This is a genomic window from Serratia nematodiphila DZ0503SBS1 (genome assembly GCF_000738675.1).
Lineage (GTDB): Bacteria > Pseudomonadota > Gammaproteobacteria > Enterobacterales > Enterobacteriaceae > Serratia > Serratia nematodiphila.
The window spans coordinates 2281694-2298475 of sequence record NZ_JPUX01000001.1 but is presented as its reverse complement, the minus strand read 5'-3'; the positions used below and the strand labels follow the sequence as shown (position 1 = coordinate 2298475).

Annotated in this window: 12 protein-coding genes; 10 read left to right on the top strand and 2 right to left on the bottom strand. The window is 62.0% G+C overall.

The window, feature by feature from the left end:
- Positions 1 to 168 precede the first annotated feature (168 nt).
- From JL05_RS10565 to baeR, 6 genes are read left to right on the top strand one after another with little or no spacing between them, the layout of a single operon-like run.
- Complete coding sequence (locus tag JL05_RS10565) at positions 169 to 1422, top strand: MdtA/MuxA family multidrug efflux RND transporter periplasmic adaptor subunit (protein WP_033632387.1); 1254 nt, start codon at positions 169 to 171, stop codon at positions 1420 to 1422.
- Positions 1422 to 4541, top strand: a complete 3120-nt coding sequence (locus tag JL05_RS10560; protein WP_033632386.1) for an MdtB/MuxB family multidrug efflux RND transporter permease subunit — start codon at positions 1422 to 1424, stop codon at positions 4539 to 4541. Before JL05_RS10565 ends, JL05_RS10560 begins: the two co-directional genes overlap by 1 nt.
- Entirely contained in the window at positions 4538 to 7618 is a 3081-nt protein-coding gene (gene mdtC / locus JL05_RS10555) for a multidrug efflux RND transporter permease subunit MdtC (protein WP_033632385.1), read from the top strand. The genes JL05_RS10560 and mdtC overlap by 4 nt, the downstream gene beginning before the upstream one ends.
- A 10-nt stretch (positions 7619 to 7628) precedes the next feature.
- A complete protein-coding gene (gene mdtD, locus JL05_RS10550; protein ID WP_033632384.1) occupies positions 7629 to 9059 on the top strand; it encodes a multidrug transporter subunit MdtD in 1431 nt (476 codons plus the stop codon).
- Positions 9056 to 10438, top strand: a complete 1383-nt coding sequence (gene baeS / locus JL05_RS10545) for an envelope stress sensor histidine kinase BaeS (RefSeq protein WP_033632383.1) — start codon at positions 9056 to 9058, stop codon at positions 10436 to 10438. Before mdtD ends, baeS begins: the two co-directional genes overlap by 4 nt.
- The gene (gene baeR / locus JL05_RS10540) at positions 10438 to 11154 is read left to right on the top strand and encodes an envelope stress response regulator BaeR (RefSeq protein WP_004941568.1); all 717 of its coding nucleotides are present in this window, start codon (positions 10438 to 10440) and stop codon (positions 11152 to 11154) included. Before baeS ends, baeR begins: the two co-directional genes overlap by 1 nt.
- Positions 11155 to 11161: 7 nt before the next feature.
- Here the strand turns inward: baeR and JL05_RS10535 are convergent, their stop codons facing one another.
- Together JL05_RS10535 and JL05_RS10530 are read right to left on the bottom strand one after the other, a co-directional pair.
- Positions 11162 to 11551, bottom strand: coding sequence for a type II toxin-antitoxin system VapC family toxin (locus tag JL05_RS10535; RefSeq protein WP_033632382.1), 390 nt, complete (start codon positions 11549 to 11551; stop codon positions 11162 to 11164).
- A gap of 3 nt (positions 11552 to 11554) precedes the next feature.
- Positions 11555 to 11818: an antitoxin gene (locus tag JL05_RS10530; protein WP_033632381.1), complete on the bottom strand. Its 264-nt coding sequence runs from the start codon at positions 11816 to 11818 to the stop codon at positions 11555 to 11557.
- A 337-nt stretch (positions 11819 to 12155) separates the two neighbouring features.
- Between JL05_RS10530 and JL05_RS10525 the strand changes: the two genes are divergently transcribed.
- The 4 genes from JL05_RS10525 to manD all read left to right on the top strand — a co-directional run bounded on the left by JL05_RS10525 (position 12156) and on the right by manD (position 16782).
- On the top strand, positions 12156 to 12494 hold the full coding sequence (locus JL05_RS10525; RefSeq protein WP_004941561.1) for a YegP family protein: 339 nt from the start codon (positions 12156 to 12158) through the stop codon (positions 12492 to 12494).
- Between the two features lie 178 nt (positions 12495 to 12672).
- Positions 12673 to 14025, top strand: a complete 1353-nt coding sequence (trhP, locus tag JL05_RS10520) for a prephenate-dependent tRNA uridine(34) hydroxylase TrhP (RefSeq protein WP_004941558.1) — start codon at positions 12673 to 12675, stop codon at positions 14023 to 14025.
- Positions 14026 to 14492: 467 nt separating this feature from the next.
- Complete coding sequence (yegS, locus tag JL05_RS10515; RefSeq protein WP_033632380.1) at positions 14493 to 15398, top strand: lipid kinase YegS; 906 nt, start codon at positions 14493 to 14495, stop codon at positions 15396 to 15398.
- 169 nt (positions 15399 to 15567) lie between these two features.
- Entirely contained in the window at positions 15568 to 16782 is a 1215-nt protein-coding gene (gene manD / locus JL05_RS10510) for a D-mannonate dehydratase ManD (protein ID WP_033632379.1), read from the top strand.

The following is a 16782-nucleotide window of genomic DNA, read 5'->3' as shown; positions in this document are numbered from 1 at the left end:
ACATAGCACGCTCAAATCACCCACTTATTAAGACAATGCTGACGGTTCCTCCATATTTCCTTCATTTTTATGCCGTCCCCGCTGGCTAAACTAGTATCCTGTAAGGAGTGTCATTTTTGTGGCAATGAGTGCCCGCACCCCTGCCTTTTGGAGAGAATTTTCACCACCATGAATGCAAAACCCCAACGCCGTTCCCTGATGCCGCGCCTGCTGGTTGCGGCCATCTTGGTCATCGCCGCCGTCTTCGCCTGGCGTTATTTTAACGCCGCTCAACCGCCGGCCGGCACGGCCCCGGGCGCGCAGCAGGCCGGCGGCAAAGCGGGGGCCGGTCGCGCGGCGGGCGGGCGGCGCGGCGCGCCGATGTCGCCGGTGCAGGCGGCGACGGCCACGCAACAGACGGTGCCGCGCTATCTTTCCGGCTTGGGCACCGCCACCGCCGCCAATACCGTGACCGTCACCAGCCGGGTCGATGGCCAACTGATGGCGATCCACTTTACCGAAGGCCAGCAGGTCAAAGCCGGCGATCTGCTGGCGGAGATCGATCCCCGGCCGTTCCAGGTGCAGCTGACCCAGGCGCAGGGACAGTTGGCGAAAGATCAGGCCACGCTGGCCAACGCCCGGCGCGATCTGGCGCGCTATCAGCAATTGGTGAAAACCAATCTGGTCTCCCGTCAGGAGCTGGATACGCAGGCCTCGCTGGTGCAGCAAACCGAAGGCGCCATCAAGGCCGATCAGGGCGCGGTCGACAGTGCCAAACTGCAGATCACCTACAGCCGCATCACTGCGCCAATCGACGGCCGCGTCGGGTTGAAACTGGTCGACGTCGGCAACTACGTCACCAGCGGCAGCACCACCGGTCTGGTGGTGATCACGCAGACGCACCCGATCGACGTGGTGTTCACGCTGCCCGAAGGCAACATCGCCGATCTGCTCAAGGCGCAAAAAGCCGGGCCGGTGAGCGTCGAAGCCTGGGATCGCACCAACCAGAACAAGCTGACGACCGGTTCGCTGCTGAGCCTGGACAACCAAATTGATACCGCCACCGGCACCATCAAGCTGAAAGCGCGTTTCGCCAACGAAGATGACGCGCTGTTCCCCAACCAGTTTGTCAACGCGCGGCTGCAGGTGGATACCCTGCACGATGCGGTGGTGATCCCAACCGCCGCGCTGCAGATGGGCAACGAAGGCAACTTCGTCTGGACGCTCGGCGAAGACAATAAGGTCAGCAAACATCGGGTCACCGCCGGCGTGCAGGACAGCCGGCAGGTGGTGATCAGCGCCGGCCTCAACGCCGGCGATCGGGTGGTGACCGACGGCATCGATCGCCTGACCGAAGGCATGCAGGTGGAAGTGCTCGCGCCGAACGACGCGCCTGCGACGTCAAAAGCCAAGCGCGAACCTGACGTTCAGAGGAAGTCCTGATGCAGGTGATGCCTCCCAACGCCGGCGGCGGTCCGTCCCGCCTGTTTATTCTGCGCCCGGTCGCCACCACGCTGCTGATGGTGGCGATATTGCTGGCGGGGATTATCGGCTATCGCGCGCTGCCGGTATCCGCGTTGCCGGAAGTGGATTACCCCACCATTCAGGTGGTGACGCTATACCCCGGCGCCAGCCCGGACGTGGTCACCTCCGCCATTACCGCGCCGCTGGAACGCCAGTTCGGCCAGATGTCCGGCCTGAAGCAAATGGCGTCGCAAAGCGCCGGCGGCGCCTCGGTGGTGACGCTGCAATTCCAGCTGACGCTGCCGCTCGATGTCGCGGAGCAGGAGGTGCAGGCGGCGATCAACGCCGCCACCAACCTGCTGCCGAACGATCTGCCCTACCCGCCGATTTACAGCAAGGTTAACCCCGCCGATCCGCCGATCCTGACGCTGGCCGTAACCTCCACCGCCATGCCGATGACGCAGGTGGAAGACATGGTGGAAACCCGCGTGGCGCAAAAAATTTCTCAGGTGACCGGCGTCGGCCTGGTGACCCTGGCCGGCGGCCAACGCCCGGCGGTGCGCGTAAAATTAAACGCCGCGGCGGTCGCCGCCTATGGCCTGAACAGCGAAACCATCCGCGCCGCCATCAGCAACGCCAACGTCAACTCGGCGAAAGGCAGCCTTGACGGCCCGACCCGATCGGTCACCCTGTCCGCCAACGACCAAATGAAATCCGCCGACGACTATCGCCAGCTGATCGTCGCCTATCAGAACGGCGCGGCGATCCGCCTGCAGGATATCGCCACCATCGAACAAGGGGCGGAAAACACCCGGCTGGCGGCCTGGGCCAACCAGCAGCAGGCGATCGTGCTGAACATCCAACGCCAGCCCGGCGTCAACGTCATCACCACCGCCGACAGCATCCGCGAAATGCTGCCGACGCTGATTAAAAGCCTGCCCAAGTCGGTCGATGTCAAGGTGCTGACCGATCGCACCACCACCATCCGCGCCTCGGTCAGCGACGTGCAGTTCGAGCTGCTGCTGGCTGTCGCGCTGGTGGTGATGGTGATCTACGTGTTCCTGCGCAACGTGCCGGCGACCATTATCCCCAGCGTGGCGGTGCCGCTGTCGCTGGTGGGCACCTTCGCCGCCATGTACTTCCTCGGCTTCTCCATCAACAACCTGACGCTGATGGCGCTGACCATCGCCACCGGCTTCGTGGTGGACGACGCCATCGTGGTGATCGAGAACATCTCGCGCTACATCGAGAAAGGGGAAAAGCCGCTCGACGCCGCGCTGAAAGGGGCCGGCGAGATCGGCTTCACCATCATCTCGCTGACCTTCTCGCTGGTGGCGGTGCTGATCCCGTTGCTGTTCATGGGCGACATCGTCGGCCGCCTGTTCCGCGAGTTCGCCGTCACGCTGGCGGTAGCGATTTTGATCTCCGCCGTGGTGTCGCTGACGCTGACGCCGATGATGTGCGCGCGCATGCTCAGCCACGAATCGCTGCGCAAGCAGAACCGTTTTTCTGCCGCCTCCGAACGCTTTTTCGAGCGGGTGATCGCGCGCTACGGCCAGTGGCTGAAAACGGTGCTTAACCATCCCTGGCTGACGCTCGGTGTGGCCGTGGGCACCCTGGCGCTGACGGTGCTGCTGTACCTGCTGATCCCGAAAGGTTTCTTCCCGGTGCAGGACAACGGCATCATTCAGGGCACGCTGGAAGCGCCGCAGAGCGTCTCGTTCAGCAACATGGCCGAGCGCCAGCAGCAGGTCGCGGCGCAGATCCTCAAGGATCCGGCGGTGGAAAGCCTGACCTCGTTCGTCGGCGTCGACGGCAGCAACGCCACGCTCAACAGCGGCCGGCTGCAGATCAACCTGAAACCGCTGAGCGAACGCAGCGACCGCATTCCGGCGATCATCAGCCGCCTGCAGCAGCAAACGGCGCAGTTCCCCGGCGTGAAGCTGTACCTGCAGCCGGTGCAGGATCTGACCATCGATACCCAGGTCAGCCGCACCCAGTACCAGTTCACCCTGCAGGCGATGTCGCTGGACGATCTCAGCCTGTGGGTGCCGCAGCTGATGGATGAGCTGAAACAAACCCCGCAGTTGGCGGACGTCACCAGCGACTGGCAGGATCAGGGGCTGGTGGCCTACGTCAACGTCGATCGCGATTCGGCCTCCCGCCTCGGCGTCACCATGAGCGACGTGGACAATGCGCTGTACAACGCGTTCGGCCAGCGCCTGATCTCCACCATCTACACCCAGGCCAACCAATACCGCGTGGTGCTGGAGCACGACGTCAGCGCGACACCGGGGCTGGCGGCGCTCAATGAGATCCGTCTGAGCGGCAACGACGGCGCCGTAGTGCCGCTGAGCGCCATCGCCAAAATCGAAGAGCGCTTCGGCCCGCTGTCGGTCAACCATCTCGATCAGTTCCCGTCGGCCACCGTTTCGTTCAACGTCGCCGACGGCTACTCGCTCGGCGAAGCGGTGGACGCGGTCACCCAGGCGGAAAAAAATCTCAACATGCCAAGGGACATCACCACCCAATTCCAGGGGGCGACCCTGGCCTTCCAGGCGGCGCTCGGCAACACGCTGTGGCTGATTTTGGCGGCGGTAGTGGCGATGTACATCGTGCTGGGCGTGCTGTATGAAAGTTTCATTCACCCGGTGACCATCCTCTCCACCCTGCCGACCGCCGGGGTCGGCGCGCTGCTCGCGCTGATGATGGCCGGCAGCGAGCTGGACGTGATCGCCATCATCGGCATCATCCTGCTGATCGGCATCGTGAAGAAGAACGCCATCATGATGATCGACTTCGCGCTGGCGGCGGAACGCGAGCAGGGCTTATCGCCGCGCGACGCCATCTATCAGGCCTGCCTGCTGCGTTTTAGGCCGATCCTGATGACCACGCTGGCGGCCCTGCTCGGCGCGCTGCCGCTGATGCTGAGCACCGGCGTCGGCGCGGAGCTGCGGCATCCGCTCGGCGTCTGTATGGTCGGCGGTTTGATCATGAGCCAGATCCTGACGCTGTTCACCACGCCGGTGATCTACCTGCTGTTTGACAAACTGGCGCGCAACACGCATCGCCAGCCGGATACGCAGGAGCTGCCGTGAAATTCTTCGCCCTGTTCATTCACCGGCCGGTGGCCACCACCCTGCTGACGCTGGCCATCGCCATCAGCGGCGCGATCGGCTTTCGCCTGCTGCCGGTGTCGCCGCTGCCGCAGGTGGATTTTCCGGTGATTTCGATCAGCGCGTCGCTGCCGGGCGCCTCGCCGGAAACCATGGCGTCTTCGGTGGCGACGCCGCTGGAGCGCGCGCTGGGCCGCATCGCCGGGGTTAACGAAATGACCTCGATGAGCTCGCTCGGCAGTACCCGGGTCATTTTGCAGTTCGATCTCGATCGCGACATCAACGGCGCCGCGCGCGACGTGCAGGCGGCGATTAACGCCGCGCAAAGCCTGCTGCCGACCGGCATGCCGAGCCGCCCCAGCTACCGCAAGGTCAACCCATCCGACGCGCCGATCATGATCCTGACGCTGACCTCGGACACCTACAGTCAGGGGCAGCTTTACGATTTCGCCTCCACCCAGCTGGCGCAGAAGATCAGCCAGACCGAGGGCGTCGGCGACGTTTCCGTCGGCGGCAGCTCGCTGCCGGCGGTGCGGGTGGAGCTGAACCCTTCGGCGTTGTTCAATCAGGGCGTGTCGCTGGACACCGTACGGCAGGCCATCGCCAACGCCAACGTGCGCCGCCCGCAGGGCGCCGTGGAAAACCCGCAACAGCGCTGGCAGATCCAGGCCAACGACGCGCTGAAAACCGCCGATGCTTATCGTCCGCTGATCATTCATTACAACAACGGCTCGGCGGTGCGTTTAGCCGACGTGGCCGAGGTCAAAGACTCGGTGCAAGACGTGCGCAACGCCGGGATGACCGACGCCAAACCGGCGATCATTCTGGCCATCAGCCGCGCGCCGGACGCCAACATCATCGAAACCGTCGATCGCATTCGCGCCGAACTGCCCGCCCTGCAGGAGAATATCCCGGCTTCGATTCAACTCAACGTCGCGCAGGATCGTTCGCCGACCATCCGCGCGTCGCTGGCCGAGGTGGAGCAGTCGCTGGCGATCGCCATCGGGCTGGTGATCCTGGTGGTGTTCATCTTCCTGCGCTCCGGGCGCGCCACGCTGATCCCGGCGGTCGCCGTACCGGTGTCGCTGATCGGCTCGTTCGCCGCCATGTATCTGTGCGGGTTCAGCCTCAACAACCTGTCGCTGATGGCGTTGACCATCGCCACCGGCTTTGTGGTGGACGACGCCATCGTGGTGCTGGAAAACATTTCCCGCCACGTCGAGGCCGGCATGAAACCGATCAACGCCGCGCTGCTGGGCGCGCGGGAGGTCGGTTTCACCGTGCTGTCGATGAGCGTTTCGCTGGTGGCGGTGTTTATCCCGCTGCTGCTGATGGAAGGCCTGCCCGGCCGGCTATTCCGCGAGTTCGCCGTCACCCTGTCGGTGTCGATCGGGCTGTCGCTGATCGTCTCGCTGACGCTCACGCCGATGATGTGCGCCTACCTGCTGCGCCACCAGCCGCCGCGTTCGCAGCGGCGGGCGCGCGGCTTCGGTAAAATGCTGCTGGGGCTGCAGCAGGGCTACGGGCGCTCGCTGAACTGGGTGCTCGGCCACTCGCGCTGGGTGCTGGCGGTGTTCCTCGCCACCGTTGCGCTCAACGTTTGGCTGTATATCAGCATCCCGAAAACCTTCTTCCCGGAACAGGATACCGGGCGTCTGATGGGCTTTATCCAGGCCGACCAAAGCATTTCGTTCCAGGCGATGCGCGGCAAACTGGAAGACTTCATGAAAATCGTGCGCGAAGATCCGGACGTGGAAAACGTCACCGGTTTTACCGGCGGTTCGCGCACCAACAGCGGTTCGATGTTCATCTCACTGAAACCCCTGTCGGTACGCAGCGACGACGCGCAGAAAGTGATCGCCCGCCTGCGCGCCCGCCTGGCCAAAGAACCGGGCGCCAGCCTGTTTCTGATGGCGGTGCAGGATATCCGCGTCGGCGGCCGGCAGGCCAACGCCAGCTATCAATATACGTTGCTGGCGGACGATCTCGCCGCGCTGCGCGAATGGGAGCCGAAGATCCGCACCGCACTGGCCGCATTGCCCGAGCTGGCGGACGTCAACTCGGATCAGCAGGATAAAGGCTCGGAGATGGATCTGGTCTACGATCGCGAAACCATGGCGCGCCTCGGCATTTCGGTGTCCGACGCCAACAACCTGTTGAACAACGCCTTCGGCCAGCGACAGATTTCGACCATCTACCAACCGCTCAACCAATACAAAGTCGTGATGGAAGTGGCGCCACCCTACACCCAGGACGTGAGTTCGCTGGACAAAATGTTCATCATCAACAACGAAGGCAAAGCGATACCGCTCTCCTACTTCGCCAGTTGGCGGCCGGCCAACGCGCCGCTGTCGGTCAACCATCAGGGGCTGTCCGCCGCCTCGACCGTCTCCTTTAACCTGCCGGACGGCGGCAGCCTGTCGGACGCCACCGCCGCGGTCGAGCGCACCATGACTCAGCTCGGCGTGCCGTCTACGGTGCGCGGCGCGTTCGCCGGCACCGCCCAGGTGTTCCAGGACACCCTGAAGTCGCAGCTGATCCTGATCCTGGCGGCGATCGCCACGGTGTATATCGTGCTCGGCGTGCTGTACGAGAGCTATATCCATCCGCTGACCATCCTTTCCACGCTGCCTTCCGCCGGCGTGGGGGCGCTGCTGGCGCTCGAGCTGTTCGGCGCGCCGTTCAGCCTGATCGCGCTGATCGGCATCATGCTGTTGATCGGCATCGTGAAGAAAAACGCCATCATGATGGTCGACTTCGCGCTCGAATCGCAGCGCAACGGCGGCATCAGCGCCCGCGAGGCGATTTTCCAGGCCAGCCTGCTGCGTTTCCGGCCGATCATGATGACCACGCTGGCGGCGTTGTTCGGCGCGCTGCCGCTGGTGCTGACCCGCGGCGACGGCGCGGAGCTGCGCCAGCCGCTCGGCATCACCATCGCCGGCGGCCTGGTGATGAGCCAACTGCTGACGCTGTACACCACCCCGGTGGTCTACCTTTACTTCGACCGGCTGCAGGCGAAGTTCCGCCGCAACAAGCAACTGGCTCCACTGCCCCATTAATGGCCGACCGATGCTGATGAAACACGCCGCCACCGTACGCTGGCAACTCTGGATAGTGGCATTCGGCTTCTTTATGCAGACGCTGGATACCACTATCGTCAACACCGCCCTGCCCTCGATGGCCGCCAGCCTGGGGGAGAACCCGCTGCGCATGCAGTCGGTGATCGTCTCCTATGTGCTGACGGTAGCGGTGACGCTGCCGGCCAGCGGCTGGCTGGCGGACAAGGTCGGCGTACAGCGAGTGTTTTTCAGCGCCATCGTGCTGTTTACCCTCGGCTCCCTCCTCTGCGCCCGCTCGGAAACCCTGAACGAGCTGATCGCCTCGCGCGTGATTCAGGGCGTCGGCGGCGCGATGATGGTGCCGGTCGGGCGCCTGACGGTGATGAAGATCGTGCCGCGCGAGCAGTACATGGCGGCGATGACCTTCGTGACGCTGCCGGGCCAGATCGGCCCGCTGATGGGGCCGGCGCTCGGCGGTTTCCTGGTGCAATACGCCAGTTGGCACTGGATTTTCCTGATCAATATTCCGGTGGGCATCGTGGGCGCCATCGCCACGCTGCTGCTGATGCCCAACTACCAAATGCAGACCCGCCGCTTCGATCTCAGCGGCTTTATCCTGCTGGCGATCGGCATGGCGTCGCTGACGCTGGCGCTCGACGGCCATAAAGGCATGGGGCTGTCCGGCGGCGCCATCGCCGGCCTGGTGGCGCTGGGCGCAGCGGCGCTGTTAGGGTATGTTTGGCATGCCTACGGCAATAGCCGCGCCCTGTTCTCGCTGCGGCTGCTGCGCACCCCGACCTACAAAATCGGGCTGCTGGCCAGCCTGCTGGGGCGCATCGGCAGCGGCATGCTGCCGTTCATGACGCCGCTGTTCCTGCAGGTGGGCATGGGTTTCTCGCCGTTTCACGCCGGGCTGATGATGATCCCGATGATCATCGGCAGCATGGGCATGAAGCGCATCGTGGTGCAGGTAGTCAACCGCTTCGGCTACCGCAACGTGCTGGTGGCCGCCACGCTGCTGCTGGCGCTGGTCAGCCTGAGCTTCCTGCTGGCGGCGATGCTCGGCTGGCTGTGGCTGCTGCCGGTGGTGCTGTTCTTCCAGGGGATGATCAACTCACTGCGCTTCTCGGCGATGAACACCCTGACGCTGAAAGATCTGCCGGACCGGCTGGCCAGCAGCGGCAACAGCCTGCTGTCGATGGTCATGCAGCTGTCGATGAGCCTCGGCGTCAGCGTCGCCGGCATTTTGATCGGCAGCTTCGCCCATCACCAGGTGGTGGCCGATAGCCCGGCCATCCACAGCGCATTTATTTACAGCTACGGCTGTATGGCGTTGATTATCGCTCTGCCCGCGCTGGCCTTCGCGCGCGTGCCGGCCGATAGCGCGCCCAACCGCACGCTGACCAAAGAGCCGGGTACCGGCTCAACGAGGTTGCAATGAGGATAGGCATTACCGGAAAACTGTTCCTGGCCATTTTCGCTACCTGCATGCTGGTGTTGATCACCATGCATTGGGGGGTGCGCGTCAGCTTTGAGCGCGGCTTTATCGATTACATCAAGAGCAGCAACGAGCAGCGCATCAACATGCTGAGCGAAGCGCTGGAGGAACAGTACAGCCATCATGGCAACTGGATATTCCTGCGCAACAACGATCAGGTGGTCTACCAGATCATGCGTTCGTTCGAGCAGAATAGCGACAGCAGCCACAATCTGCCGCCCAAGGGGTGGCGCACCCAGTTTTGGGTGGTGGACAGCCAGTTCAACCGCTTGGTCGGGCATTCGGGCCCCTTGCCGAAGGAGGGGCCACGCCACCCGATCCGCTACAACAACGAGATCGTCGGCTGGGTGCTCACCACCCCGGTCGAGCGCCTGACGCGCAATACCGACATCAACTTCGATCGCCAGCAGCGGCGCACCAGCTGGATTATCGTCGCGCTCTCCACCCTGTTGGCGGCGGCGGTGACCTGGCTGCTGTCGCGCGGCATGCTGGCCCCGGTCAAGCGCCTGGTGGCGGGCACCCACCGCCTGGCGGCCGGCGATTTCACCACCCGCGTGGCGGTCAGCAGCCAGGATGAACTGGGCAGGCTGGCGCACGACTTCAATCAGTTGGCCACCTCGCTGGAAAAAAACGAGCAGATGCGCCGCGCCTTTATGGCCGACGTGTCGCACGAGCTGCGCACGCCGCTGGCGGTGCTGCGCGGCGAACTGGAGGCGCTGCAGGACGGCGTGCGCCAGCCGACGTCGGCGTCGCTCAGTTCGCTGCAGGCCGAGGTATCCACCCTGACCAAGCTGGTCGACGACCTGCACCAGCTGTCGCTCTCCGATCTCGGCGCGCTGGCCTACCGCAAGGCGTCGGTGGACTGCGTGCACCTGGTGCAGATCGCCGTCGCCGCCTTTCGCGAACGCTTCCGCGCCAAAGGGCTGGAGATCGTCACCCATCTGCCGGCCCAGGCGCCGCTGTTCGGCGATCCCGATCGCCTGAACCAACTGTTCAATAACCTGCTGGAAAACAGCCTGCGTTACACCGACGCCGGCGGCCGGTTGGAGATCGGCGTCGAACTGCAGCCGGGGCGGCTGCTTCTTTACTGGCAGGACAGCGCGCCGGGCATCAGCGATCAGCAACTGACGCGCATTTTCGAACGTTTCTACCGGGCGGAAGGTTCACGCAACCGCGCCAGCGGCGGTTCCGGGCTGGGGTTGGCGATCTGCCACAACATCGTGGAAGCGCACGACGGGAAAATCCGCGCCGAGCATTCGCCTTTAGGCGGCGTGCGCATTACAGTAGAATTTGCTACCCCGATAAAAAATAAGGCGCCCTGATGGACATTCAGAATCAACCCGTGCAGATCATGATTGTTGAAGATGAGCCCAAGCTGGGCCAGCTGCTGGTGGATTATCTCCAGGCGGCGGGCTACGCCACCCGCTGGCTGACCAACGGCAATGAGGTGGTGCCGACCGTGCACCAGCATCCGCCGGCGCTGATCTTGCTCGATCTGATGTTGCCGGGGGCCGATGGGCTGACGGTGTGCCGCGAGCTGCGCCGCTTCAGCGACGTGCCCATCGTGATGGTGACGGCGAAAATTGAAGAGATTGACCGCCTGTTGGGGCTGGAGATCGGCGCCGACGATTACATCTGCAAACCCTACAGCCCGCGCGAAGTGGTGGCGCGGGTGAAAACCATCCTGCGCCGCAGCTATCGGCCGCAGGAGAACGCGCGGGAAGATGACCTGCTGCATATCGATGAACCGCGCTTCCAGGCCAGCTATCAGGGGCAGTTGCTGGATCTGACGCCGGCGGAGTTCCGCCTGCTGAAAACGCTGGCCAGCCAGCCGGGCAACGTGTTTTCACGCGAGCAGCTGCTGAACAACCTGTACGACGACTACCGGGTGGTCACCGACCGCACCATCGACAGCCACATCAAAAACCTGCGCCGCAAGCTGGAACTGATCGATGGGGAAAAATCCTTTATCCGCTCGGTATACGGCGTGGGCTACCGCTGGGAAGCCGAGCCCTGCCGGCTGATGAATGGGGTTTAGGGGGAAATCAGCGCGTCCAGTCTTCAACCGCCAACCCGGGCACCATGGCGAATGCGCGATCGTTGGTCACCAGCGTCGCGCCACGGCTCTGCGCGTGAGCGGCGATCAGTTGATCCATCGCGCCCAGGATTTTGCCCTTTCTCTCCATGTTTGCCCGCATTTCACCGTAGCAGCGGGCGGCCTCGCTATCCCATGCATAGACCGTCACCGCAGCAAGAAAGGCCTCGACCATGCTTTGCAACGCCTTGCTCCGCCGTTTAGCCACACCGTAACGCAGTTCCGCCTCCGTGACGCTGGAAATACATACGGCAGAAGGCGGGAGCTTTTCCATAACGTTAAGCACCTGCGGATGCTGCCGAAACAAGTGGCTGACGGTGTTGGTATCAAACATGTACATCGCCTACTCTTCCTCTGAGAAGGGATCGCGGTCTGCAACCCCTTGCTGACGATCTTCCGCGCCAAGAAACTCTTGCGGCACCGGCGTTTGGGCGATAATGTTCAGCAGCGGTGCCCAGCTGTCCGGCTTTGCCGGATATTTGGATAAAATCACGTTGCCCTCCCGATCGCGACGGATATAGACACGATCCGTATCAAATTCAAATTCCACCGGTAACCTCACCGCCTGATTTCTGCCGTTTTTAAACAGCTTTGCGATCCTTTCCATCTCGACACCTCCACAGCAGGCATAGGCCAAAGCATATGCCTGTAGCGTGTCGATGCCAAGATGTATCGCTCATTTTTCATCCACATTGACGAAACGGCCAAACAGTAACGCACAATCTCACGGGGTGACACCCTGTTCCCCTCGTTATGCGGCGCACTGCGCAATCACGCCTTCTCCCTTAGCTTCCCGTGCGGCGCTGTGCCTCTCGGGCGAAAACTCCGCGCCGGCGCAAAAAAACTGCGCATTTTTTCAACTAAGCTGCTGTGAGGTTTAGCCGCCGATTTTCAAGCGATTGGCTACACTTACATCACGAATCGGAACCTACAGGAGAAGAACCATGGCAATCGGTCATTACGAGCTGAAAAAAGCAAAGAACGGACAGTACCACTTCAACCTGAAAGCCAGTAACGGCGAGATCATTCTGGCCAGCGAGATGTATGCCAGCAAAGCCTCGGCGGAGAACGGCATCGCCTCGGTGCAGACCAATTCACCGCACGAAGCGCAGTACGAACTGAAGCACAGCGCCAGCAATCAGCCCTACTTTGTGCTGAAGGCCAAGAACCATCAGGTGATCGGCGTCAGCGAAATGTACAGCTCCGAAAGCGCGGCCAAAAACGGTATCCAGTCGGTGATAAAAAACGGCCCGACCACCGATATCCGCGATTTGAGCGCCTGATCCCCCGTTTCGCCCGCGCGGTGGCGGCCACCGCGCGTTTTCCGTTTGACCGGGATCAATCTCCCTTGAATAAATCCGGTTAACTGCTGATTTCTTGCCGCGCTGCGGCTACAATCCCCCGCTTTTACTGCGCCATCAGGTGGCGTGGTGCTGACCTGAAATCAGACCGAGACACACTATGTTTACACCAGAACTTCTCTCCCCGGCCGGCACGCTGAAAAATATGCGTTACGCCTTCGCCTACGGCGCCGATGCGGTTTACGCCGGCCAGCCGCGCTACAGCCTGCGGGTGCGCAACAACGAGTTCAACCACGAGAATCTGGCGCAGGGTATCAACGAAGCGCATGCGCTGGGCAAAAAGTTCTACGTGGTGGTGAACATCGCCCCGCACAACGCCAAGTTGAAAACCTTCCTGCGCGATCTGAAGCCGGTTATCGATATGGGCCCGGATGCGCTGATCATGTCCGATCCCGGCCTTATCATGATGGTGCGCGAAGCCTTCCCGCAGATGGACATCCACCTGTCGGTGCAGGCCAACGCCGTTAACTGGGCGACGGTGAAATTCTGGAAACAAATGGGCCTGACCCGCGTGATCCTGTCGCGCGAACTGTCGCTGGAAGAGATCGCCGAGATCCGCGCCGAAGTGCCGGACATGGAGCTGGAGATCTTCGTCCACGGCGCGCTGTGCATGGCCTACTCCGGCCGCTGCCTGCTGTCCGGCTACATCAACAAGCGCGACCCCAATCAGGGCACCTGCACCAATGCCTGCCGCTGGCAGTACAAAGCGGAGGAAGGCAAAGAGGACGACACCGGCAATATCGTGCACCTGCACGAACCGATCCCGGTGCAAACCGTCGAGCCGACGCTGGGCATCGGCGCGCCGACCGACAAGGTGTTCATGCTGTCTGAAGCGCAAAAGCCAGGCGAATATATGAGCGCCTTCGAGGACGAACACGGCACCTATATCATGAACTCCAAGGATCTGCGCGCCATCCAGCACGTGGAGCGTCTGACGCAGCTCGGCGTGCATTCGCTGAAGATCGAAGGGCGCACCAAGTCGTTCTACTACTGCGCCCGCACCGCTCAGGTCTATCGCCGCGCCATCGACGACGCGGCCGCCGGCAAACCGTTCGATCCGACCCTGCTCACCACGCTGGAAGGCCTGGCGCACCGCGGCTATACCGAGGGCTTCCTGCGCCGCCACGTGCACGAAGCGCAGCAGAATTACGACTACGGCTCCTCGCTCTCCGAGCGCCAGCAGTTCGTCGGCGAATTCACCGGCGTGCGCCGTGATGGCTGGGCGGAAGTCGACGTGAAGAATAAGTTCGCGCTCGGCGACAGCGTCGAAATGATGACGCCGGGCGGCAACGTGGTGTTCACCCTCGAGAGCATGCAAAATAAGAAAGGCGAATCGATTGAGGTGGCGCCGGGCAACGGCCATATCGTTTATTTGCCGATCCCGCAGGATATCGATCTCAATTATGCGTTGCTGATCCGCAATTTGGCGGAAGAAAATAGCGCCGGGGCATAAAAATGAATCGCCGTCATTCGGCGGCGATTTTTAGCAAATATTAGAATTGGATCACATCAATGCGCGCGCAGCTTGGTTACTATCACGCTGCTTAAAACGAACAACGAAAATATTTGCATAGCAATACTAGGAACCACCTCCTTAGCCGGCCCAATCTCCCTTGGGCTGGCTTTTTCTTTATGGGTGCGCCTATTTTTTTCCACCATGCCTATTTCCATAACTTATTCCCGTTATCCGTTTTAATAATAATAATCACGCCGCTTCGATATATAAATAACGCTACAGCGATTAATCCTCGCTTCTTTAACACTTCGCTTATTTCTGCGTAAAATTCAGATAAATTCGCATTGCTTCATATTCACTGAGCGCCGGGAAATAACCGGAATTAGCTGAATATTCTGATGGCCTGGTGGCGGCAGCTGGTTTATCTTGAGGCATTCTTGGTTTTCCGCCGGAGGATATCGGCAATGCCTCAACACTCACATGCGTCCGCCCTGCTTATCATCAACGGCAAAGGCGCCGGTAACGAAGAGCTGCGTCAGGCGGTCAACCGGCTGCGCAAAGAACAGATAACGTTGCACGTGCGCGTCACCTGGGAGCACGGCGATGCCGCGCGCTATGTCGGGGAAGCCGCGCAGCTCGGCGTCGGCACCGTCGTCGCCGGCGGCGGTGACGGCACCATCAACGAAGTGGCCGCCGCGCTGGTGCAGCTGCCGGCGCACAACCGGCCGGCGCTGGGCATCCTGCCGCTCGGCACCGCCAACGACTTCGCCATGGCCTGCAACATTCCCCTCTCGCCCGAGCAGGCGCTGCAGCTGGCGATCAAGGGCCGTTCAGTGCCGATCGATCTGGCGAAGGTCAACGGCGAGCGCTACTTCATCAACATGGCCACCGGCGGCTTCGGCACCCGTATCACCACTGAAACGCCGGAGAAGCTGAAAGCGGCGTTGGGCGGCGTGTCCTACTTCGTTCACGGCTTGCTGCGCATGGATACGCTGCAGGCCGACCGCTGTGAAATCCGCGGGCCGGACTTCCGCTGGGCCGGCGAAGCGCTGGTGATCGGCATCGGCAACGGCAAACAGGCCGGCGGCGGCCAGGAACTGTGCCCCAACGCGCTGATTAACGACGGGCAGTTGCAGCTGCGCCTGCTGATCGCCGATGAACTGCTGCCGGCGCTGGTCGCCGCCCTGTTCAACGACGAAGAGAGCAACAGCATCCTCAGCGCGGCGCTGCCGTGGCTCGAGATCGACGCGCCGCATGAGATGACTTTCAACCTCGACGGCGAACCGCTCAAAGGCCGCCATTTCCGCATCGAAGTGTTGCCGCAGGCCATCGAATGCCGCCTGCCGCCTAACTGCGCCCTGCTGGGCTGATCTTGTCGGGCGCAGCCGCTGCGCCCCGCTTCTTCCCCTCTGCTCACCCGCCTTCCGCGCACGATCAAATGTGATCCTCTCCGGCAAATTCATCAATTCATACTTGTATGGTAGTTAGTTCATGACGTATTTTCGCGCTATCTCTCCACAGCTACAGGATGTGAAGGTTATGAAAATCGTCAACGCCGAGGTGTTCGTCACCTGCCCAGGGCGCAACTTTGTCACGCTGAAAATCACCACCGATGACGGCATCATCGGCCTCGGTGACGCCACGCTGAACGGGCGCGAATTGCCGGTGGCCTCTTACCTGAAAGATCACCTCTGCCCGCAGTTGATCGGCCGCGACGCGCAGCGGATCGAAGACCTCTGGCAATTCTTCTACAAAGGCGCTTACTGGCGGCGCGGCCCGGTGACCATGTCCGCCATTTCCGCCGTCGACATGGCGCTGTGGGACATCAAGGCCAAGGCCGCCAACATGCCGCTGTATCAGCTGTTGGGCGGTGCCTCGCGCTCGGGAGTGATGGTGTATTGCCATACCACCGGCCACTCGATCGACGAAGTGCTCGACGACTACGCCAAACATAAAGAGCAAGGCTTCAAGGCGATCCGCGTTCAATGCGGCGTGCCGGGCATGAAAACCACCTACGGCATGGCCAAGGGCAAAGGCCAGGCTTATGAGCCGGCCACCAAGGGCGAGTGGCCGGAAGAGCAGCTGTGGTCGACGGAAAAATACCTCGACTTCACCCCCAAACTGTTCGACGCGGTGCGCAACAAGTTCGGTTTCAACGAGCACCTGCTGCACGACATGCACCACCGCCTGACGCCAATTGAAGCGGCGCGCTTCGGTAAAAGCGCCGAACCGTATCGCCTGTTCTGGATGGAAGATCCGACGCCGGCGGAAAATCAGGCCTGTTTCCGCCTGATCCGCCAGCATACCGTCACACCGATCGCTGTCGGCGAGGTGTTCAACAGCATCTGGGACTGCAAACAGCTGATCGAAGAACAGCTGATCGACTACATCCGCACCACCCTGACGCACGCGGGCGGCATTACCGGCATGCGGCGCATCGCCGACTTCGCCTCGCTGTATCAGGTGCGCACCGGTTCACACGGCCCTTCCGATCTGTCGCCGATCTGCATGGCGGCGGCGCTGCACTTCGATCTGTGGGTGCCGAACTTCGGCGTGCAGGAATACATGGGCTATTCCGAGCAAATGCTCGAGGTGTTCCCGCACAGCTGGACGTTCGACGACGGCTATATGCATCCGGGCGACAAGCCGGGCATCGGCATCGAGTTTGATGAGAAGCTGGCGGCCCGTTACCCCTATGAACCGGCCCACCTGCCGGTCGCGCGTCTGGAGGATGGCACCTTATGGAACTGGTAA

Bases quoted from the DNA above. Each gene is read 5' to 3' on its own strand.
- JL05_RS10565 (WP_033632387.1), top strand. From the start codon at position 169: ATGAATGCAAAACCCCAACGCCGTTCCCTGATGCCGCGCCTGCTGGTT.
- JL05_RS10560 (WP_033632386.1), top strand. From the start codon at position 1,422: ATGCAGGTGATGCCTCCCAACGCCGGCGGCGGTCCGTCCCGCCTGTTT.
- mdtD (WP_033632384.1), top strand. From the start codon at position 7,629: ATGCTGATGAAACACGCCGCCACCGTACGCTGGCAACTCTGGATAGTG.
- baeS (WP_033632383.1), top strand. From the start codon at position 9,056: ATGAGGATAGGCATTACCGGAAAACTGTTCCTGGCCATTTTCGCTACC.
- baeR (WP_004941568.1), top strand. From the start codon at position 10,438: ATGGACATTCAGAATCAACCCGTGCAGATCATGATTGTTGAAGATGAG.
- JL05_RS10535 (WP_033632382.1), bottom strand. From the start codon at position 11,551: ATGTACATGTTTGATACCAACACCGTCAGCCACTTGTTTCGGCAGCAT.
- JL05_RS10530 (WP_033632381.1), bottom strand. From the start codon at position 11,818: ATGGAAAGGATCGCAAAGCTGTTTAAAAACGGCAGAAATCAGGCGGTG.
- JL05_RS10525 (WP_004941561.1), top strand. From the start codon at position 12,156: ATGGCAATCGGTCATTACGAGCTGAAAAAAGCAAAGAACGGACAGTAC.
- trhP (WP_004941558.1), top strand. From the start codon at position 12,673: ATGTTTACACCAGAACTTCTCTCCCCGGCCGGCACGCTGAAAAATATG.
- yegS (WP_033632380.1), top strand. From the start codon at position 14,493: ATGCCTCAACACTCACATGCGTCCGCCCTGCTTATCATCAACGGCAAA.
- manD (WP_033632379.1), top strand. From the start codon at position 15,568: ATGAAAATCGTCAACGCCGAGGTGTTCGTCACCTGCCCAGGGCGCAAC.